The following is an 18,819-nucleotide window of genomic DNA, read 5'->3' as shown; positions in this document are numbered from 1 at the left end:
CGTGCGTCACAGACTCCTCGTTCCGAGCGCCGCCGCCGCTGCCGCCTTCCTGCTGCTCGCGGTCCCCGCGTCGGCGGCCGACGGCACGCCGGGCGCGCCGGGCATCGGAGACTCCTACTACCCGGACGCCGGCAACGGCGGCTACGACGTCTCCCACTACGACCTGAGGCTCAAGTACCAGCCGAAGAACGACCGGCTGGAGGGCACCGCGACCATCACCGCCACCACGACGCAGGCGCTGTCCCGCTTCAACCTCGATCTGCTGCTGGACGTCAGCGACGTCCTGGTCAACGGCAAGAAGGCCGCGTTCAGGAAGACGGGCACCCACGAGCTGGAGATCACTCCGGCCGCGGACCTCCCCCAGGGCAAGCAGATCACCGTCGTCGTCCGGTACAGCGGCACCCCGTCCGCGGTGAAGGTGAACGGCTCGTCCGCCTGGCAGCGCACGCCGGACGGCGGCATCGCCGCGCAGGAGCCGGAGTCGGCCGCCTGGTGGTTCCCCAGCAACGACCACCCGCGCGACAAGGCCACGTACGACATCTCGGTGTCCGTCCCCGACGACGTGCAGGCGATCAGCAACGGCGTCCTCGCCTCGAAGACCTCCAAGCTCGGCTGGACGCGCTGGAACTGGCGCTCCACCAAGCCGCAGGCGAGCTACCTCACCACGCTGGCCGTCGGCAAGTTCGAGATCACCACGGACACCACGGCCAACGGCCTGCCCGTGATCAACGCCTACAGCAAGGACCTGGGCGACAACCTGGAGCCGGCGAAGGCGAGCGTCGAGCGGAGCGCCGAGGTCATCGACTGGGAGAGCACCGTCTTCGGCCCGTACCCGTTCACGGCCGTCGGCGGCTATGTGCCCAACGTCCCCACGCACTTCTCCCTGGAGACGCAGACCCGGCCGTTCTACAGCCCGGCGCCGTTCGCCAACGGCGCGAACGTCTCGCTCATCGTGCACGAGCTGGCCCACCAGTGGTTCGGTGACAGCGTCTCGGTGAAGAACTGGCGGGACATCTGGGTCAACGAGGGCTTCGCCACCTACGCGCAGTGGCTGTGGTCGGAGAAGGAGGGCGAGGGCACGGCGCAGCAGCTCGCCGACTACACCTACGCGCAGTCCCCGGCGGGTGACAAGTTCTGGACGGTCAAGCCCGGTGACCCGGGCGCGGACAAGCAGTTCGACGGCGCCGTCTACCAGCGGGGGGCCATCGCCCTCCAGGCGCTGCGCAACACGGTCGGCGACAAGGTGTTCTTCGAGACGCTCAAGGGCTGGACGGCGAAGAACCGGTACGGCAACGGGTCCGTGCAGGACTTCGTGGCCCACGCCGAGCAGGTCTCCGGCAAGAAGCTGAAGCCGCTCTTCGACACCTGGCTGTTCACCACGTCCAAGCCGAGCGCGGCGGAGGCGGCCAAGGCGGGGATCGGCCTGCCGGCGAAGGCGGGGGCGAAGTCCCAGGCCCGTGAGGGCGGTGCGTCGCTCGCCGCCCAGAAGCCGGCGCGGCCCGCGTCCTGGCCGAAGATCCAGGAGGCGCTCCGGACGCACGGGCACTGACCCGCACGGCACAGCACGGCACACCGGCCCGGATCCGAGCGGATCCGGGCCGGTGACGCGGGGACCCACTCCGGCGGCGCGACCGGCCGGCCGGACCGCCCTGTCCCAGCCGGTGATCGGCGGTCCGCTCTTACAGCGGTGGTGAGACACCCCTACTGTTGCACTGCCGCGTCCGCCGGACGCGCGAGGCATGGGTACGGGAGCGGCTGGTGCGGCCGGTGAGGTCCGTGAGCCGGGGAGCGAGGCGCAGGGCATGGCGACGGAGACGGGGGAGCCGGAGCTCCTCACCATCGACGAACTGGCCGCCCGCGCCGGGGTGACCGTCCGCACCATCCGCTTCTACAGCACACGCGGCCTGCTCCCGCCGCCCGCGCTCGGCCCCCGCCGCGTGGGCCACTACGGCCCCGGCCACCTCTCCCGTCTCGCGCTGATCGAGGAGTTGCAGCACCAGGGGCTGACGCTCGCCGCCATCGAGCGCTACCTGCGCCGGCTGCCGGACGACCTCAGCGCCCACGACCTGGCCATTCACCGGGCCGTGGTGGCCTCCTGGGTCCCAGACTGCACCGAGGAGATCACCCACGCCGATCTGGAGCGCCGCGCGGGCCGCCCGCTGGCGGAGGACGACATCGCCAAGCTCGCCGCCATGGACGTCCTGGAGCGCCGGCCGGGCCCCGGGGACTCCGGGGAGCCGGAAGGCGCGGCGCGCTTCCGCGTCGACCCGGGCCTCCTCGCGCTGGGCACCCAGCTGCTGGCCGTCCCCGCGTCGCTGGGCACGGTCCTCGCCGCGCGCACGGTCCTGCTCGACCACGCCCGGGCCACCGCGCACGAGCTGACCCGGCTGTTCCACGAGGAGGTGTGGGGTCCGTACGAGGCCCGGGAGACGGACCCGGCGGAGGTGGAGGCGATGAAGTCGCTGTCGGCGCACATGCAGCCGCTGGTGGTGCAGGCGCTGGTCACCGCGTTCCAGCGGGCGCTGCGGGAGGAGCTGCGCCGGACGTACGGGACGGGCGGACAGGGCTGACGACCGGGGTGCACGGGCCGCCGTGCCGCCCGCCCGTGCACCCCCTAGGGTGGTAATCCGGGGCCTGACGTTTCCCCGTGGCGTGTCCGGACATCCGCGAGTCACGTGATCGCCGGAGCACGGACGTCGTTCCACCGGCGTTCTTCCGGATCACGATCCGCGCCCGAGAACGACAGGGAGGCAACCTCATGAGTGGTGCGAAGTCCGACCGGGAACAGGCCGCCCGGCTGCCCGAAGGCGACGTCGTGGCCGTCCTGCTGGCGCAGCACGCCCGCATCCGGGAGCTCTTCGCCGACGTCAAGGCGGCGGACGGGGAGCACAAGAAGCAGGCGTTCGACGAGCTGAGGGCGCTGCTGGCCGTCCACGAGACGGCGGAGGAGATGGTCGTCCGGCCCGTGGCCCGCGACACCGCCGGCAAGAAGGAGGCGGACGCCCGCAACGCGGAGGAGGCGGAGGCGAACAAGGTCCTCGCCCGGCTGGAGAAGATGGACGTCGGCAGCCCGGAATTCGACGCGCAGCTGCGCGAGTTCGAGAAGGCCGTGGTGGAACACGCCGAGCACGAGGAGCGCGAGGAGTTCCCCACGCTGCGGGCGGGCCGCGACGAGGCCCAGCTCAAGCGCATGGGAACGATGCTCCGCGCGGCCGAGAAGGTCGCCCCCACCCACCCGCACCCGGTGGCGGCCGGCTCCACGGCCGCGCAGTGGAGCGTGGGCCCGATCGCGTCCCTGGTGGACCGCACGAAGGACGCGATCAAGGGGGCCATGGCGCACTGACGGCGCTTCGTGGACGGCACTCCGTGGACGCCGCCCGGTGGTCCTGTGAGGGCCACCGGGGCGGCGCCCGGGTGCCGCCCCGGTCCCGCGAACCCGGCGGGGACCCGTGGCCGCGGCCCGGCGGCCGGCCGGCGCCCCTCGGCTCAGACGGAGCGGGCCGCGTCCTCGACGAGCCATACGGCGGCGCCGGCCGCGGCCGGCAGCACCACGACCACCTGCGCCATCAGCGCCACCGGCACCTTGGCGCCGACCGCGGCCCGGCCGGACTCCGCGTACTCCAGAGCGAACCGCTTGATCACCGTCCGGTGCCCGACGACAGACAGCGGCGCCAGGAGCAGGAACGCGGCACAGCCCGGCACCATCGCCTGCGGCGGATAACCGCCCACGACACCGGCCCCGACGAGGAAGGCCAGCCCCGTCACCGCGGACACGCCGGCCTTCAGTCTGGCCTTGCCCGGTGGTCTGAGGGGCAGCCAGAACGCCAGGTCCACGACCAATCCGACGGCGACGGCGACCCACCAGACGTTCATGGGCAGATGTGCGGCGCGCATGGCGCTCCTGTCGTTCGTGGTCGTCCGGGGGCGCCCGGCGTCGTCCGTGGGTTCCGTGGCCGTCCGTGGTCGTCCGTCGAGGAGCACGGCCACCGCACAGCATAGGAAGCCCGGCCGTCGGCGCCCGGAGCGGGCCGCCTTGACGGCCCGTCCGGACGGCGCCGAAGCGCCGGCCCTTCGCGACCTCCCCGTCAGTCCTTGAAGAACTCCCCCCGCTCCGCCTTCTCCAGCAGCAGCGGCGACGGCGCGAAGCGGTCGCCGTACGCCGTCTGGAGTTCGCGCGCGCGGGCGGTGAAGCCGGCCGGCCCGCCGGGGTAGCCGTTGACGTACTGGAGGGCGCCGCCGGTCCAGCCGGGGAAGCCGATGCCGAGGAGGGAGCCGATGTTGGCGTCGGCGACCGAGGTGAGGACGCCCTCCTCCAGACAGCGGACGGTGTCCAGCGCCTCGGCGAACAGCATCCGCTCCTGGAGCTCGGTCAGCGGGATGTCGGCCGGCTTCACCGCGCGGCCGAAGTGCTCGGCCAGGCCCGGCCACAGGCCCGTCCGGCGGCCGTCCTCGTAGTCGTAGAAGCCGGCGCCGCCCGCGCGGCCGGTGCGCCCGAACTCGTCGATCATCCGGTCGATGACGGCGTCCGCCGGGTGCGGGGTCCAGGTGCCGCCGGCCGCCTCGGTGGCGCGGCGGGCCTCCTCGCGGATGCGGCGGGGCAGGGTGAGGGTGAGCTCGTCCATCAGGGAGAGCACCTTGGCGGGGTAGCCGGCCTGGGCGGCGGCCTGTTCCACGGTGGCGGCGGGCACGCCCTCGCCGATCATGGCGACGCCCTCGGAGATGAACCGGCCGATCACCCGCGAGGTGAAGAAACCGCGCGAGTCGTTGACGACGATGGGCGTCTTGCGGAGCTGCCGCACCAGGTCGAAGGCGCGGGCCAGGGCCTCGTCGCCGGTGCGCTCGCCCTTGATGATCTCGATGAGCGGCATCTTGTCGACGGGCGAGAAGAAGTGCAGCCCGACGAAGTCGGCGGGCCGCTCGACGCCCTCGGCGAGCAGGGTGATGGGCAGGGTCGAGGTGTTGGAGCAGAGCAGCGCGTCGGGGGCGACGACGTGCTGGATCTCCTGGAACACCTTGTGCTTCAGGGCCGGGTCCTCGAAGACGGCCTCGATGACGGCGTCGCAGCCGGCCAGGTCGGCCGGGTCGGCGGTGGGGGTGATGCGGGCGAGGAGCGCGTCCCGCTGCTCCTCTGTCGTCCGCCCCTTGGCCAGGGCCTTGGCGAGCAGCCCGGCCGAGTACTCCTTGCCCTTGCGGGCGTTGTCGAGCGAGACGTCCTTGAGGACGACGTCGATGCCGGCGCGGGCGCAGGCGTAGGCGATGCCGGCGCCCATCATGCCGGCGCCCAGGACGGCGGCCTTGCGGACCTTCCGCTGTTCCGGCCCCGCGGGCCGGCTGCGGCCGGCGTTGACCGCCTGGAGGTCGAAGAAGAACGCCTGGATCATGTTCTTGCTCGTCTGCCCGGTGGCCAGGTCCACGAAGTACCGGGACTCGATGGTCGAGGCGGTCTCGAAGTCGACCTGGGCGCCTTCGACGGCCGCGGCGAGGATGCTGCGGGGGGCCGGGTAGGGGGCGCCCGACGTCTGCTTGACGAGCGTCGCCGGGAAGGCGGGCAGGTTGGCGGCGAGGGCCGGGTGGGACGGCGTCCCGCCGGGCATCCGGTAGCCGTCGGTGTCCCAGGGCTGCCGCGACTCGGGGTGGGCGAGGACGAACTCCCGCGCCTTGGCGAGGAGTTCCTCTGGGCTGTCGACGACCTCGTGGACGAGCCCGGCCTCCAGCGCCCGCCGGGGGCTGTACTGGGTGCCCTGGACGAGGACCTTCAGCAGCGCGTCGGCGATGCCCAGGAGGCGTACGGTACGGGTGACGCCACCGCCGCCGGGCAGCAGGCCGAGGGTGACCTCCGGCAGCCCGAACTTCGCGCCGGGCGCGTCGAGGGCGATCCGGTGGTGGCAGGCGAGGGCGATCTCGAACCCCCCGCCGAGCGCCGCGCCGTTGAGGGCGGCGACGACCGGGACGCCGAGGGTCTCGATGCGGCGCAGGTCGTGCTTGAGCTCCTGGGTGGCCTGGAACGCGGTCTCCGCGTCCTCCGGCCGGAGCGCGATGAGCTCGCGCAGGTCGCCGCCGGCGAAGAAGGTCTTCTTCGCGGAAGTGAAGACCACGCCACGGACGGACTCCCGTTCGGCCTCCAGGCGGTCGGCGACCGCCGTGAGGGAGGACTGGAAGTTCCGGTTCATGGTGTTGGCGGACTGGTTCGGGTCGTCGAGGACGAGGGTGACGATGCCGTCGGCGTCCTGTTCCCAGCGGATGGTCTCGGCGGGGCTGGGGGTGCTGGGAGTGTCGGTGGTTCCGGTGGTGCTCATGGTGGGGTTCTCCTGGAGGTCTGGGTGGCGGGTACGGCCGGGGCGGGACGGAATCCGGTGCTGCCCGCCGCTCACAGGCGCTCGACGACGGTGGCGACGCCCATGCCCCCGCCCACGCACAGCGTGACCAGCCCGTACCGCTTGCCCTGGCGCTCCAGTTCGTCGACGACCGTACCCAGGAGCATCGCCCCGGTGGCGCCGAGCGGGTGGCCGAGGGCGATGGCCCCGCCGTTGACGTTGATCTTCTCCAGGCCGATGCCCATGTCGTCGGCGAAGCGCAGCACGACGGCGGCGAACGCCTCGTTCATCTCGACGAGGTCGATGTCGTCGATGGTCAGCCCGGCCTTGGCCAGGGCCTTGCGGCAGGCGGGCGCGGGGCCGGTGAGCATGATGGTCGGCTCGGAGCCGGAGACCGCGGCGGAGACGATCCGGGCGCGCGGGGTGAGTCCGTAGCGCTCGCCGGTCCGCTCGTTGCCGATGGCGACGAGGGCGGCGCCGTCGACGATGCCGGAGGAGTTGCCGGCGTGGTGGACGTGGTCGATCCGCTCCACCCAGTGGTACTTGGCCAGGGCCACGGCGTCGAAGCCGGCCGCCTCACCGATGCCGGCGAAGGACGGCTTGAGCTTGGCGAGGGTCTCGGGGGTGGTGCCGGGGCGCAGGTGCTCGTCGCGGTCGAGGACGACGAGCTCGTTGCGGTCGCGAACGGGGACGACGGAGCGGTCGAAGCGGCCCTCCTTCCAGGCCCGGGCGGCGTTCTCCTGGGAGCGGGCGGCGAAGGCGTCCACGTCGTGGCGGGTGTAGCCGCCGAGGGTGGCGATGAGGTCGGCGCTGACGCCCTGGGGGACGAAGCCGGTGGCGAAGTTGGTCATCGGGTCGCCGAACCAGGCGCCGCCGTCGGAGGCCATGGGCACCCGGGACATGGACTCGACGCCGCCCGCGAGGACCAGGTCCTCCCACCCCGAACGCACCTTGGCGGCGGCCGTGTTGACGGCTTCGAGGCCGGAGGCACAGAAGCGGTTCTGCTGGACGCCGGCGACGGTCTCGGGCAGCCCCGCGGCGACGGCGGCGATCCGCGCGATGTCCGAGCCCTGCTCGCCGACGGGGCTGACCACGCCGAGCACGATGTCGTCGATCGCGGCGGGGTCGAGGTCCGGGAAGCGGCGCCGCAGCTCGTGGAGGAGTCCGACGACGAGGTCGATGGGCTTGGTGCCGTGCAGGGAGCCGTTCGCCTTGCCGCGGCCCCTGGGGGTGCGGATGGCGTCGTAGACGTACGCTTCGGTGCTCAAGTTCGGCAACCTTCCTGGGGATGGGTCTCGATAACGCGGTCGGGCGGGTCAGGCCAGCAGCGAACGGCCGATGATCTCCTTCATGATCTCGGTCGTGCCGCCGTAGATCGTCTGGATCCGGCCGTCGGTGAAGGCCCGGGCGACCGGGTACTCGGCCATATAGCCGTACCCGCCGTGCAGTTGGAGGCACCGGTCGGCGACGCGCTTCTGCAGCTCGGTCGCCCACCACTTGGCCATCGACGCGTGGGCGGTGTCGAGCCGCCCGCCGGCGTGCTCCTCCACGCAGCGGTCGACGAAGACCCGGGTGACGGCGCATTCGGTGGCCATCTCCGCGAGCTCGAAGCGGATGTGCTGGAACCGGGCGAGCGGCCGGCCGAACGCCTCGCGCTCCTTGACGTACCGGGTGGTGATCTCCACCAGGTGCTCGGCGACGGCCGCGGCGGAGACGGCGATCTGCAGCCGCTCCTGCGGGAGGTTGGCCATGAGGTGGCCGAACGCGCCGTGCAGGTCCCCGAGCAGGTTCTCCTTGGGGACGCGGACGTCGTCGAAGAAGAGCTCGGCGGTGTCCTGCGCCTTCTGCCCGATCTTGGCGAGGTTCCGGCCGCGCTCGAACCCTTCCATGCCGCGTTCGACGACGAGCAGGCTGAGTCCCCTGGCCCCGCCCTCGGGGGTGGTCCGGGCCACGACGATCACCAGGTCGGCGAGGATCCCGTTGGAGATGAACGTCTTGGAGCCGTCGAGCAGCCAGTGGTCGCCCGCGTCCACGGCCGTCGTGCGGATCCCCTGCAGATCGGAGCCGGCCCCGGGCTCGGTCATGGCGATGGCGGTGACCGTCTCGCCGCTGCAGAAGCCGGGCAGCCAGCGCCGCTTCTGCTCCTCGGTGGCGAGGGCGGTGAGGTACGGCCCGATGATGTCGTTGTGCAGCCCGGCGGCGAACCCGGCCGCGCCCGCGCGGGCGAACTCCTCGGCGAGGACGACGCCGAACCGGAAGTCCGGGGTGCCCCCGCCGCCGTACTCCTCGGGCACGGCGAGCCCGAGCAGCCCCTGCTTGCCGGCCGCCCGCCAGACGTCGCGGGCGACCACGCCGTCCTCCTCCCACCGCTCGTAGTGCGGCGCGACCTCGCGGTCGAGGAAGGTCCGGACGGTGGCCCGGAAGGCGTCGTGCCGGTCGTCGAAAAGCCGGCGCTCCATCGCTTGCATCACTGCGGGCCCTTCTCTGGGAGGCTGCGGAGGCGGGGGACGCCCCAGTCGCGGGCGACCTCCTCGGTGTGCGCACCGGGCGGCGCGGGCGGCCGGCGGAGGGAGCCCGGGGTGGCGGAGAAGCGGGGCGCGGGGGCGGGCTGGACGACGCCGTCGCGGTCGGCGAAGGTGCCGCGGGCGGCGAGGTGCGGATGGCCGGGGGCCTCGCGCAGCGAGAGGACGGGCGCGACGCAGGCGTCCGTCCCTTCGAACACCGCCGTCCACTCGGCCCGGGTACGCCCCCGGAACCGCTCGGCGACGGCGTCCCTCAGCTCCCCCCACCGCCCGGGATCGTCCCGCGCGGTGGCCTCCGCGTCATCCAGCCCCAGCAACCGTACGAACTCCCCGTAGAACCGCGGCTCGAGCGCCCCGACGGCCATGTGCCCGCCGTCGGACGTCTCGTAGACGCCGTAGAAGGGCGCGCCGCCGTCCAGCAGGTTGCCGCCGCGCCGGTCCTGCCAGGCGCCGGCGGCGAGCATGCCGTGGAGCATGGCGGTGAGATGGGCGGTGCCGTCGACGATGGCGGCGTCGACGACCTGCCCGGTGCCGGTGGCCCGGGCGTGCAGGAGTGCGGAGAGGACGCCGACGACGAGGTACAGCGAGCCGCCGGCGTAGTCGCCGAGCAGGTTGGCGGGCGGGTACGGCGGCCCGCCGGCCGGGCCGGTCAGCCCGAGCGCGCCGGTGACGGCGATGTAGCCGATGTCGTGCCCGGCGGCCCGCGCGAGCGGCCCGTCCTGCCCCCACCCGGTCATCCGCCCGTACACCAGCCGGGGGTTGCGTTCGAGGCACGGCCCGGGCCCGACGCCGAGCCGCTCGGCGACCCCGGGCCGGTACCCCTCCAGCAGCACGTCGGCCCGCCCGACGAGGTCGAGCACGGCCTCCACCCCGCCGTCCGCCTTCAGGTCGACGCCCACGGAGCGCTTGTTGCGGTGGGTGACGTCCCGCCGCGGATCGATGCCCAGCCCGGGCCCCTCCGGCCGGTCCACGCGGACCACATCGGCCCCCAGGTCCCCCAGCAGCATCCCGGCGAACGGCCCGGGCCCGATCCCGGCCAGCTCGACGACCCGCACCCCGGCGAGCGGCCCACCCGCTACATCTGCCATCCGGCTCGCTCCCCGTGACCGTCGCCCTGCCGACACGACGTCTCTCTGACGAAATCTCCGACGAAAACCCTGCCGAGCTCTCCGACGAAATCTCTGTGACGAATCTCTATGACAAGACCGCTGTAACACTCGCGATGTTAAGAACGTGTTCCACTCTCCACAAGCCCCGGGCGACGGACGCCACTTGACGGGCGGCGAGCGGCAGCCCGTACGTCACCCGTCGAGCCGCGCCACCAACCGCTTCGGCGCGATGGTGCGGTAGCGCTCCTCCACCCAGTCGCAGAGCAGCTCCACGGGCGCACCCCCGGCCGCGAGCGGCACGGACACCCAGCCGGACCGGCCCAGCCCGTACCCCGAGGGCGCGGCACCGGGCACGGCGAGGGCATGGCCGTGCGCCTCCTCGTCCCGCAGCTTGACGCTGATCCCGGGCGCCTCCGCGCCCTCGGCCCCCAGGAACACGAAGATCTTCTTGTTGACCTTGACGACGGCACTCTCGCCCCAGGGGAACTCCTCGACGGCCTCGGGGAGGGAGAGGGCGAACTCGCGGATCCTGGCGCGGGTACTGCGGGGCGCGGACGGCATGGGGGCTCCGGTGGTGGGTGGCGGTGATCGTTGGCGTCCACGCTAGGGGCTGACACCGCCGCGCTCCCGCCGGCCCCTGTTCACGGGGCTGGCCGCGCCGGGCGGGAGCGCCCGTTCACAGCAGTCCGCCGTCCTTCAGCAGGCGTTCCACCTCCCGCACCGCGTCCTCCGGCAGCGGCCGCAGCGGTGCCGCCGTGGTCCGGCAGTCGATCACTCCGAGGAGTTCCAGCGCCGCCTTGAAGGCCCCCACGGCCGCCGCCGTGCCGCTCATGTCCGACGTGTCGCCCGCGCGGATCAGGGTCTGGAGGGTGGTGAGGCGGTTCTGTTCGGCGACCGCTTCCGGCCAGCGGCCGGCTTGGGCGTGGGTGTGGAGGCGGGTGTAGGCGGCCGGGTCGACGTTGCCGAGGCCGGCGACGACGCCGTCGGCGCCGATCAGGAGGGCGGCGTCGGCGGTGAGTTCGGAGCCGGTGAGGACGGCGAAGTCGCGGTCCAGGCCGCGGCGGCGGAGGGCCACCAGGAGGTGGCGCAGGGTGTCGAGGTCGCCGCTGCTGTCCTTGAGGCCGGCGAGGGTGCGGTCCTCGGCGAGGTCCAGGAGGACGGCGGGCGGCAGCTTGGTGTGGACGCGGGAGGGGATGTCGTAGGCGATCAGGGGCAGGCCCGTCTCGGCATGCACGCGGCGGAAGTGGTCGGCCGTCTCGGCGGGGCGGGTGTCCGTGTAGAACGGCGCGGTGGCCACGAGGGCGTCGGCGCCCAGCGCGGCCGCCTCCCGCGCGCGCTCCCGTACCCGCGGGGTGGTCGTGTCGATGACGCCGGCGAGGACGGGGACGCGTCCGGCCGCCGCCTCGACGGTGGTCCGCACGACCGTACGGCGCTGCTCGTCGGTGAGGAAGACGGCCTCGCCGCAGGTGCCGAGCGCGAACAGCGCCGAGGCGCCGCCGTCCAGGACGTGCTCGACGAGCCGGCGCAGGGAGCCGGTGTCGACGGCACCGTCGGGGGTGAGGGGGGTGCAGAGGGGCGGGATGAATCCGGTCGGTCGCACGGGGTCCTCCGGGGTCGGTCGGCGGGCGGCCTGTTGTGGCCTGCCTACCCCGGCGGCGGGTCCGCCAAGAGGCGACCGCCGCCCCTCCCCTTCACGTCCCCTTCACCGCGCCTCCGCCAGCACCTTCCGGCACAGCGCGTCCGCCGCGCGGGTCGTCTCCGGGAGGCGGTAGCGGCGGGCCAGGCCGAGGGTGTGGGCGCAGGCGCGGTCCAGGTTCACGCGGTGGCCGACGGAGACGTACACCGGTTTGACGCCCTCCCGGGTGCGCAGGGCGCGGCCGACCTCCTCGTCCCCGTCCAGCAGGGGCGCCGCGTCGCCCCGGGCCGGTCCGGGCGGCGCGTGACGGAAGGTGAACGGGTTCTTCGCGACCCCGATCGTCGGCAGTCCCGTCAGCACGCCCAGGTGCGCGGCGAGGCCGAAGCGGCGGGGGTGGGCGAGGCCGTAGCCGTCGCAGACGACGAGGTCCGGGGTGGCGGGCAGCCGGCCGAGCGCGGTCAGGACCGTCGGTATCTCGCGGAAGGCGAGCAGCCCGGGGACGTACGGGAACGCCACCCGGCCGACGGCCGTGGCCTCCGCGACGACGCGCAGGGTGCGGGTGTCGAGGGCGACGGCCGCGGCGGCGACGAGGTCGCGGTCGTCGTCGTACGCGACGTCGACACCCACGGCGGTCAGCCCGGCGCCGGGCGCGGGACCGGGTTCGTCGAGGATCACGCGCTCCCGGAGCGCGTTCTGCACGGCGAGCGCCTCCGCCTCGGTGGTGGGCCAGTCGGGGGGCGGTTCACCGGTCGTGTCATCAGTCGTGTGGTTCATGGCGAGGACACCGTACGGGACGGCCGCCCGGGCCGTAGCCTGTGATCATGTTCGTACTGGAGCTGACCTACATCGCGCCGCTCGACCGCGTGGAAGCCGCGCACGCCGAACACCTCGCCTGGCTGGACGCGCACTACGCGTCGGGGGTGTTCCTCGCCTCCGGGCGCAAGGTGCCCCGGGACGGCGGCGTCATCCTCGCGGTCGGCGAGGACCGGGCGAAGATGGAGGAGATCACGCGGAGCGATCCGTTCTCGGTGGCGGGGGTATGCGAGTACACGATCACCGAGTTCGTCCCGACGAAGACGGCGCCGGCGCTGGAGGCGTACCGGGAGCAGCGGCCCCCGTCCTGAGCCGGGAGCCGCAGGGGGACACAGGGACCAATTCGCCTTTTTCGTCGTGTGGTTGCCCGCTTCGCGACCGCCGCCGTGACCACTGCGGCGGCAGAGGCGTCAGGCAACGGAAGCCTGGTAAGCGCGAACCCTCACTCTTGGCGGAAGTGCTCGCCTTCGTAGGCATTCATAGGCAGAGGCATGAAATGCCCTGTTCAATCAAGGGTCGTGACGCATCTCACGCTCGAATCCAGCACTGAGTCCCGCGATCCGCCGTCTCACCCTGCGGAGTGCCCCGGCCCCCGCCATCGGGAAGACCAACCAACCGCAAGGGAGAAGGCGTTGCCCACCGTCATCGACCAGGCCGTCCAGGCCCGACTCATCGCGTCCTCCCCCCAGTCCCGTTCCGTCCCCGCCCAGCTCCGGTACCGGCGCGCCGACCCCTTCGCCGTGCGCATCGCCTTCCCGCCGGCCGCCTCGCTCGACGGCGCCGAGGTCGAGTGGGCGTTCGCGCGCGAACTGCTGGCCGGGGGGCTGCTGTCCCCGTCGGGCGGCGGTGACGTCCGGGTCTGGCCGTGCGGGCCGGAGCGGACGGTCCTGGAGTTCCACGCGCCGGAGGGCGTGGCCATGGTGCAGATCGACACCGCCGAACTGCGCGGGTTCCTGGCGCGTTCGTACGCGCTGGTGCCGGTGGGCGGCGAGGCCGGCTGCCTCGACGTCGACGGGGGTGTCGAGGCGCTGCTGCGTCAGCTCTGAATACCGACCGGTCGGATTGGCGTGGGGAGAGCTGTGGGGAGGCGGCTCCGGCCGCCGGCCGTCCGGTGGGTTCCGGGAGCGTCCGGCGGCGCGTGCCGCGGCTCCCTAGCGGGCCGGACCTTCCGTCGCGTCCCCGGCGCGGGCGCGGACGCGGGAGGCGAGGATCTCCGCCTCGGCCGCCGCGCGGTCGGCCCAGCAGGCGTTCTCGACGGACTTGCCCGGTTCCAGTTCCTTGTAGACCTCGAAGAAGTGCTGGATCTCCAGCCGGTCGTACTCGGGGAGGTGGCGCAGGTCGCGCAGGTGCTCGTGGCGGGGGTCGGCGGCCGGCACACAGAGCACCTTGTCGTCCTCGCCCTGTTCGTCCCGCATCCGGAACATGCCGATCGCCCGGCAGCGGACCACCACCCCGGGGAACGTGGGGTCCCCGGCCAGGACGAGGGCGTCCAGCGGCTGCCCGTCGGCGCCCAGGGTGCCGTCCACGTAGCCGTAGTCGGCGGGGTACCGGGTGGACGTGAAGAGCAGCCGGTCCAGCCGGATGCGCCCGAGCCGGTGGTCCATCTCGTACTTGTTGCGGCTGCCTTGCGGGATCTCCACGACGACGTCGAAGTCCACGGGCGCTCCTCGGTAGACGGCGGCGCGTCGGCTCTGACGCGGCCGGCACCCATGGTGGCGCCGCGGGCGCACGGGCACCACGGTGCGGTTCCGGCCCGGGCGGCCGCTTCCGCGGTGGCACGCCAACCGGGTTGCCCGGCTTGCCCGTTACGTCGCTCCCCTGCGCGGCGGCGGGCCGCGGAGGGCGCCGTCAGCCCGTCCGGGACCGCTGCCGCGCCGGCGACGAGACCAGGCACCGCCGGCCGGAGCGGGTGACGGGCCTCCGGACCGCCGAGCCGGGAGGCGGCCCGGCGAGCGGAGTGGACGGACCGTACGCGCCGGGGCCGTCGAGCGGTGACGCGCCCCCCGGCACCCGCCCTTCCCGTCGTGGGCCGACGAGACCGGCCGGCGGCGCCTCCGCCTCCGCCGCCCCTGGTGCCTCCGGTGCCCCCGCCGCGCCCCGGAACGTCAGCATGATCACCCCCGCCGCCGCGGCGGCGCCCGCCAGCCCGGCGAGCACCCCGCCCGTCAGGCCGTAGCGGAACGCCTCGCCCAGGCAGCAGACCCCCACGGCGGCGGCCACGACGGGGTTGGCGACGGTGACGGTGGCCAGCGGGGCCGCGAGGCCCGCGCCGCGGTAGGACGCCTGGGAGAGGAGCATGCCCGCCGAGGCCAGGACCGCCGTGATGACGAGCGTGGGCAGGAGCGCACCCGTCCGGTGCCCGGTGACGTCCTCGGCCGCGGCCTTGGTGAAGACCGAGCCCATGCCGAAGGCGACGCCCGCCGCCGTGGCCAGGAGGACGCCGCGGACGACGGGCCGTCGCAGCCGGCGGGCGACGAGGGCCGTCAGGGCCACGGCGGCGCCCATTCCCCCGGCGAGCAGCGGCCGTTCGCCGGCGGGGAGGGATTCGGTGCCGGGCGGTCCGGTGAGCGCGAGCAGGCCGGCGAGGCCGCCGGTGGCCAGCAGCGCCCCGCGGTACCCGGCGGCGCCGACCGGCCGGTGCGCGAAGACGGCGGCCATGGGCAGCGCGAAGACGATCGTGAGCGCCCCCATCGGCTGCACCAGGCTCAGCGGCCCCCAGGCGAGCGCCAGCACGTGCAGCCCGGCGCCCAGGCCGGTCAGGGCCACGGCACCCCACCAGGCCCCGCTGCGCAGCGGCCCGCGGATGCCGCCGCCGGCCGTCACGGCGACCCGCTCCTGCACGATGGCCGCCGCCGCGTAGCAGACGGCGGACACCAGGCAGAGCAGGACCGAGAGCGCCAGGAGGCTCACGGGGTGCCCCTGTGGTCCGTACCGTCGTCCTTCATACCTTCCACGATGCCGCGCCCCGCGCGCTGCGTCCTCGTCCCTGGGAACGGGGTTCTCCGTACTCCCGATGGAGTACGACCCCGCGGTGGCCCGCCGCGCGGGTCGCAGCAGGTCGGGCGGTCCTTCCGTCGCGCGGCGGACGAGCGCCCCGCGTGATCCGCGGTCCGCAACGGCCCGGGGTCCCGCTTATCCCCTGCGCGTAATTCCTCTACGCCTCCCGCCGGCCGACCTGCCGGAATACCCACAAGTCCGCCCTGTCCGGAAAAACCGTTGTGCGACTCCCGATCCCGTGACGTCTTTAGGAACCACAAAATGGAAATAGGTCGCATTTGCGGGGGGAACCACGATGTCCGGCACGTCTGAAGTCTGGCATGTGCACACATTCGACGAGAGTTTCGGCGGGAGCGGGCGGGACCGGCCGCGCGTCCTGGTGCTGGGGGCCGGGGTGGCCGGGCTCACCACCGCCTACGAGCTGGAACGCCGCGGCTTCCACGTCGAGGTGATCGAGGGCAACACCCGTATCGGCGGACGCGTCCACACCCACCGCTTCGGCACCGGACCGGGCGCGCCGGCGGTGGAGCTGGGCGCCATGCGCATTCCGGCGCACCACCGCCTCACCCTCGAATACATCGACCGGATGGGGCTGACGGGAAATCTGCGCCGGTTCACCACGCTCCTCTCCGAGGAGAACGCCTTCCTGCGCATCCCCTCGGGTTTCGTCCGGGTCAGGGACGCCTCCGGGCCGCTGTGCGCGGGTTTCCGCGCCGAGCTCGCGCTGCGCGGCGCCGACCGCCGGTACGACGCCCCGACCATCGCCTTCGGCGCCTGGCTGACCGCCGTCGTCGACGCCACCGCCCCGCCCGAGCTGCGCGCGGCGCTCCGCGACGACCTGCACCGCCAGCTCCTCGACCTCGTCGCCCGCCTCGACCCGGCCCCCCACCTGCGCGGGCCGGCCCGCGACCGGATCGACCTGCACTCCCTGTTCTCCGCCCATCCGGAGATCCGCACCGGGTGCAGCGGGCGCCTCAACAGCTTCCTGGACGACATCCTGACCGAGACCAGCCCGGCCCTGCTCCGCCTGCACGGCGGCATGGACCAGCTGCCGCGCCGGCTCGCCGGCCGGCTCAAGGGCCGCCTCTCCTGCGGGCGGCGGGTCGTCGGCATCGACGTCCGGGACGACGGCGTGCTCGTGCGCGTCCGCGCCGGGGCGCGCACCACGGTGGAACACGCCGACTTCGTCGTCTGCACCCTGCCCTTCCCGGCGCTCCGGCGGCTCGACCTGACCGGCGTCGACGACGACAAGCGCGCCGTGCTGGAGGACGTCGTCTACTGCCCGGCGACCAAGGTGGCCCTCCACTGCCGGGAGCCCTTCTGGCGGGAGGAGGGCATCCGGGGCGGCGCGTCGTTCACCGGGGGGCTGATACGCCAGACCTACTACCCGGCGGTGGACGACGCCGCGGTGGACGCGGTGGACGGTCCCGCCGCCGGCCACGGCGCCGCGCTGCTCGCCAGCTACACGATCGGCGACGAGGCCGAGCGGCTCGGCCGGCTGCCGGCCCGCCGGCGGCACCGGCTCGTCCTCGACGAGCTCGCCGCCGCCCACCCCCGGCTGCGGCGGCCCGGCATGGTGCTGGGTTCGGCGAGCGCCGTCTGGGGGCTGTCGCGGTGGAGCGGCGGCTGCGCCACCCGCTGGGGCAGGTCGGCGGCCGAGTGCGAGATGGAACGGCTGCGCGCCGCCCGGCCGGTCGGCCGGCTGTTCTTCGCGGGCGAGCACTGCTCCACCGCGCCCGCCTGGATCGAGGGCGCCATCGAGTCCGCGCTGCACGCCGTCCACCAGGTCGTCCACTACGCGCCGCCGGTCCGCGTCCCGGGCGCGAACGGCCGCCGGGGGCGCGCGGGGGCCCTGCGGTGAGCGTCTTCGACCTGCCCCGGCTGCACTTCGCCGGCGTCGCCACCACCCGGCTGCCCACCGGGCCGCGCAACGGTCTGGTGGACGTGACGGGCCCGCGCGCCCTCGTCGACGACGGGCCGGAGCCCGTCCCGTTCCCCGCCGACCGGCCGGCCGGTGAGTACCACGCCTGGCTGCGCCGCCGCGGACCCCGCTACGACCGCGGCGGACGCCCGTGCCCGGACGGCGAGTTCAGCGTGGCGACGGGCTGGAACCTCGACGGGAACGGGCACTTCCTCTTCGACGCGCGCGTCACCGCCGTCCAGGGACCCGACGGGCGGACGGACACCGATGACCCGGTCGTCGGGCGCGCCGTGGACGTCTGGGGCCACTACAACCCGTACCTGCGCACCACCGTCAACCGGGCCCGGGTCTTCGACCTCGATCCCGCGTCTCGGTGGACGACGGCGCTGATGACGGGCCGGTTCGGCGTCGGCCGGCTGGGGCGCTCGCATGACGACGGCTATCTGTTCACCGGTGGGGTCACCGGCTTCCAGCCGCCCCGCTGGGTGCAGTTCGGACGGATCCTGGACGTCGGCGAGCACCTGCTCGCCGAGCAGTTGCGGTACGCCGCCGTGCACCAGTTCGTGGTCGTCCGCGAGGAGGCGGAGTGGCTGCCCGGCGCGGTCCGCTCCCCCGTCGCGGAGGCACTGCGGGCGGCGGTCGCGGAGGGCGGTGCGGACGGGCTCGTCGTCCGGTTCGCCCTGGACGGTATGAGCTCCCCCGCCGTCCCCGACGCCCCCGGCCACTGGCGCGTCCGGGGCACGGTCGCCCCTTGGTACGCCCACGAGTTGCGCACCTATCCGGCGGGGCGGCTGCTGGAGCCGGTCGCCGGGAGCCCGTTGCGCCATCTCTCGGTGCGGCTGACGGACGGCCTGGTGGTCCTGGACATGATCACCGCCGTGCCGGTCACGCACCGGGCGGCGGAGGCGGGGCCGGGCCCCCTGCACGCGCTCGGGCCGGCCCTGGACCTGGGCGACCTGGAGCTGCGGACGGCGTCGGGGGCGCTCGTCGCCCGGCTGCCCGCCGGCGCGTACCCGTCGGACGAGACGTCGGGGCTCGTCACGGTGGCTCGGGCCGCCGGCGCTCCGGACGCCGCGGACGAGCGGCTGTTCCTGATCCGGACGGGGCCCGGCGGGCGGCGGCGGACGCTGCTGGCCGAGCGGGAGGCCGTCGTGCAGTCGGACGACGCGCTCGTGGTGCTCCACCACCGCGACCGCGCGCGCGGCGCCGACCACGCCGTCCGTGTGCGCCTGCGCTCGTTCGTCCGCGGGCGCCCGGCGCCCGTGGAGGTGCGCGTACGCCAGTACTACAACCCGCGTGCGCTGCCCGCCGACCGCGTGGCGGGCACGCCGGGGGCGCGCTGCGCGGACGCTGTGGTGCTGGGGTTGCGGGCGGGGCGGGACGAGGGGGCGGGTGGGGAATCGATTACCGGTCCGGGGGGCGGCCCGGGTGGTGGGGCGGGGGGTGGGTCCGGTGGCGGGCCCGGTGGTAGGTCCGGTGATGGAGAGGGCGCTGGCCCAGGCGGCAG

General features: G+C 74.1%; 16 protein-coding genes and 1 pseudogene. 7 read left to right on the top strand and 10 right to left on the bottom strand.

The genetic code is table 11. The features are described 5' to 3' along the window. Nucleotide 1 precedes the first annotated feature (1 nt). The 3 genes from ACH4PU_RS23980 to ACH4PU_RS23970 all read left to right on the top strand — a co-directional run bounded on the left by ACH4PU_RS23980 (nt 2) and on the right by ACH4PU_RS23970 (nt 3,343). Nucleotides 2–1,549 carry a M1 family metallopeptidase gene (locus ACH4PU_RS23980; RefSeq protein ID WP_398275572.1) on the top strand — a complete coding sequence of 516 codons (1,548 nt, stop codon included), beginning with the start codon at nt 2–4 and terminating at the stop codon, nt 1,547–1,549. Between the two features lie 253 nt (nt 1,550–1,802). Next, entirely contained in the window at nt 1,803–2,570 is a 768-nt protein-coding gene (locus ACH4PU_RS23975) for a MerR family transcriptional regulator (protein WP_398275569.1), read from the top strand. Nucleotides 2,571–2,758: 188 nt separating this feature from the next. Beyond that, nucleotides 2,759–3,343 carry a hemerythrin domain-containing protein gene (locus ACH4PU_RS23970; protein WP_398275566.1) on the top strand — a complete coding sequence of 195 codons (585 nt, stop codon included), beginning with the start codon at nt 2,759–2,761 and terminating at the stop codon, nt 3,341–3,343. A 143-nt stretch (nt 3,344–3,486) separates the two neighbouring features. Here the strand turns inward: ACH4PU_RS23970 and ACH4PU_RS23965 are convergent, their stop codons facing one another. From ACH4PU_RS23965 to ACH4PU_RS23930, 8 genes are all read right to left on the bottom strand, one after another. Beyond that, complete coding sequence (locus ACH4PU_RS23965; RefSeq protein ID WP_398275563.1) at nt 3,487–3,894, bottom strand: hypothetical protein; 408 nt, start codon at nt 3,892–3,894, stop codon at nt 3,487–3,489. A 191-nt stretch (nt 3,895–4,085) separates the two neighbouring features. Next, nucleotides 4,086–6,296, bottom strand: a complete 2,211-nt coding sequence (locus ACH4PU_RS23960; RefSeq protein WP_398275560.1) for a 3-hydroxyacyl-CoA dehydrogenase NAD-binding domain-containing protein — start codon at nt 6,294–6,296, stop codon at nt 4,086–4,088. Nucleotides 6,297–6,367: 71 nt separating this feature from the next. Next, entirely contained in the window at nt 6,368–7,582 is a 1,215-nt protein-coding gene (locus ACH4PU_RS23955; protein WP_398275557.1) for an acetyl-CoA C-acetyltransferase, read from the bottom strand. A 48-nt stretch (nt 7,583–7,630) separates the two neighbouring features. Continuing rightward, nucleotides 7,631–8,773 carry an acyl-CoA dehydrogenase family protein gene (locus ACH4PU_RS23950; RefSeq protein WP_398275812.1) on the bottom strand — a complete coding sequence of 381 codons (1,143 nt, stop codon included), beginning with the start codon at nt 8,771–8,773 and terminating at the stop codon, nt 7,631–7,633. A gap of 8 nt (nt 8,774–8,781) precedes the next feature. Continuing rightward, the gene (locus tag ACH4PU_RS23945; protein ID WP_398275554.1) at nt 8,782–9,924 is read right to left on the bottom strand and encodes a CaiB/BaiF CoA transferase family protein; all 1,143 of its coding nucleotides are present in this window, start codon (nt 9,922–9,924) and stop codon (nt 8,782–8,784) included. Nucleotides 9,925–10,137: 213 nt separating this feature from the next. After that, the gene (locus tag ACH4PU_RS23940; protein WP_398275551.1) at nt 10,138–10,506 is read right to left on the bottom strand and encodes an MmcQ/YjbR family DNA-binding protein; all 369 of its coding nucleotides are present in this window, start codon (nt 10,504–10,506) and stop codon (nt 10,138–10,140) included. Nucleotides 10,507–10,621: 115 nt separating this feature from the next. Beyond that, nucleotides 10,622–11,545 carry a dihydrodipicolinate synthase family protein gene (locus tag ACH4PU_RS23935; protein WP_398275549.1) on the bottom strand — a complete coding sequence of 308 codons (924 nt, stop codon included), beginning with the start codon at nt 11,543–11,545 and terminating at the stop codon, nt 10,622–10,624. A 102-nt stretch (nt 11,546–11,647) separates the two neighbouring features. Next, complete coding sequence (locus ACH4PU_RS23930) at nt 11,648–12,355, bottom strand: endonuclease V (RefSeq protein ID WP_398275547.1); 708 nt, start codon at nt 12,353–12,355, stop codon at nt 11,648–11,650. A gap of 47 nt (nt 12,356–12,402) precedes the next feature. Between ACH4PU_RS23930 and ACH4PU_RS23925 the strand changes: the two genes are divergently transcribed. Together ACH4PU_RS23925 and ACH4PU_RS23920 are read left to right on the top strand one after the other, a co-directional pair. Further along, entirely contained in the window at nt 12,403–12,705 is a 303-nt protein-coding gene (locus tag ACH4PU_RS23925; protein WP_185943420.1) for a YciI family protein, read from the top strand. Between the two features lie 321 nt (nt 12,706–13,026). Then, a complete protein-coding gene (locus ACH4PU_RS23920) occupies nt 13,027–13,440 on the top strand; it encodes an SsgA family sporulation/cell division regulator (protein WP_398275543.1) in 414 nt (137 codons plus the stop codon). Between the two features lie 105 nt (nt 13,441–13,545). Here the strand turns inward: ACH4PU_RS23920 and ACH4PU_RS23915 are convergent, their stop codons facing one another. Together ACH4PU_RS23915 and ACH4PU_RS23910 are read right to left on the bottom strand one after the other, a co-directional pair. Further along, on the bottom strand, nt 13,546–14,052 hold the full coding sequence (locus tag ACH4PU_RS23915) for an inorganic diphosphatase (RefSeq protein ID WP_398275540.1): 507 nt from the start codon (nt 14,050–14,052) through the stop codon (nt 13,546–13,548). 190 nt (nt 14,053–14,242) lie between these two features. Further along, nucleotides 14,243–15,304 (bottom strand): DMT family transporter, encoded by a 1,062-nt coding sequence (locus ACH4PU_RS23910; protein ID WP_398275537.1) that lies wholly within the window; start codon nt 15,302–15,304, stop codon nt 14,243–14,245. A 382-nt stretch (nt 15,305–15,686) separates the two neighbouring features. Between ACH4PU_RS23910 and ACH4PU_RS23905 the strand changes: the two genes are divergently transcribed. Together ACH4PU_RS23905 and ACH4PU_RS23900 are read left to right on the top strand one after the other, a co-directional pair. Continuing rightward, nucleotides 15,687–17,252 (top strand): flavin monoamine oxidase family protein, encoded by a 1,566-nt coding sequence (locus ACH4PU_RS23905; protein WP_398275534.1) that lies wholly within the window; start codon nt 15,687–15,689, stop codon nt 17,250–17,252. Continuing rightward, a pseudogene (locus ACH4PU_RS23900) lies at nt 17,249–18,819 on the top strand (VioB - polyketide synthase); the annotation flags it as partial. The gene ACH4PU_RS23905 and the pseudogene ACH4PU_RS23900, both read left to right, overlap by 4 nt.

The organism is Streptomyces sp. NPDC021100 (assembly GCF_044333095.1).
In the GTDB taxonomy this organism is placed as follows: Bacteria; Actinomycetota; Actinomycetes; order Streptomycetales; family Streptomycetaceae; genus Streptomyces.
This window is presented reverse-complemented; position numbering and strand designations above follow the sequence as displayed.

What these genes read in the sequence shown, in the direction of transcription:
- ACH4PU_RS23975 (WP_398275569.1), top strand. Translation starts at nt 1,803, where the DNA reads ATGGCGACGGAGACGGGGGAGCCGGAGCTCCTCACCATCGACGAACTG.
- ACH4PU_RS23940 (WP_398275551.1), bottom strand. Translation starts at nt 10,506, where the DNA reads ATGCCGTCCGCGCCCCGCAGTACCCGCGCCAGGATCCGCGAGTTCGCC.
- ACH4PU_RS23965 (WP_398275563.1), bottom strand. Translation starts at nt 3,894, where the DNA reads ATGCGCGCCGCACATCTGCCCATGAACGTCTGGTGGGTCGCCGTCGCC.
- ACH4PU_RS23960 (WP_398275560.1), bottom strand. Translation starts at nt 6,296, where the DNA reads ATGAGCACCACCGGAACCACCGACACTCCCAGCACCCCCAGCCCCGCC.
- ACH4PU_RS23905 (WP_398275534.1), top strand. Translation starts at nt 15,687, where the DNA reads ATGTCCGGCACGTCTGAAGTCTGGCATGTGCACACATTCGACGAGAGT.
- ACH4PU_RS23970 (WP_398275566.1), top strand. Translation starts at nt 2,759, where the DNA reads ATGAGTGGTGCGAAGTCCGACCGGGAACAGGCCGCCCGGCTGCCCGAA.
- ACH4PU_RS23930 (WP_398275547.1), bottom strand. Translation starts at nt 12,355, where the DNA reads ATGAACCACACGACTGATGACACGACCGGTGAACCGCCCCCCGACTGG.
- ACH4PU_RS23925 (WP_185943420.1), top strand. Translation starts at nt 12,403, where the DNA reads ATGTTCGTACTGGAGCTGACCTACATCGCGCCGCTCGACCGCGTGGAA.
- ACH4PU_RS23945 (WP_398275554.1), bottom strand. Translation starts at nt 9,924, where the DNA reads ATGGCAGATGTAGCGGGTGGGCCGCTCGCCGGGGTGCGGGTCGTCGAG.
- ACH4PU_RS23950 (WP_398275812.1), bottom strand. Translation starts at nt 8,773, where the DNA reads ATGGAGCGCCGGCTTTTCGACGACCGGCACGACGCCTTCCGGGCCACC.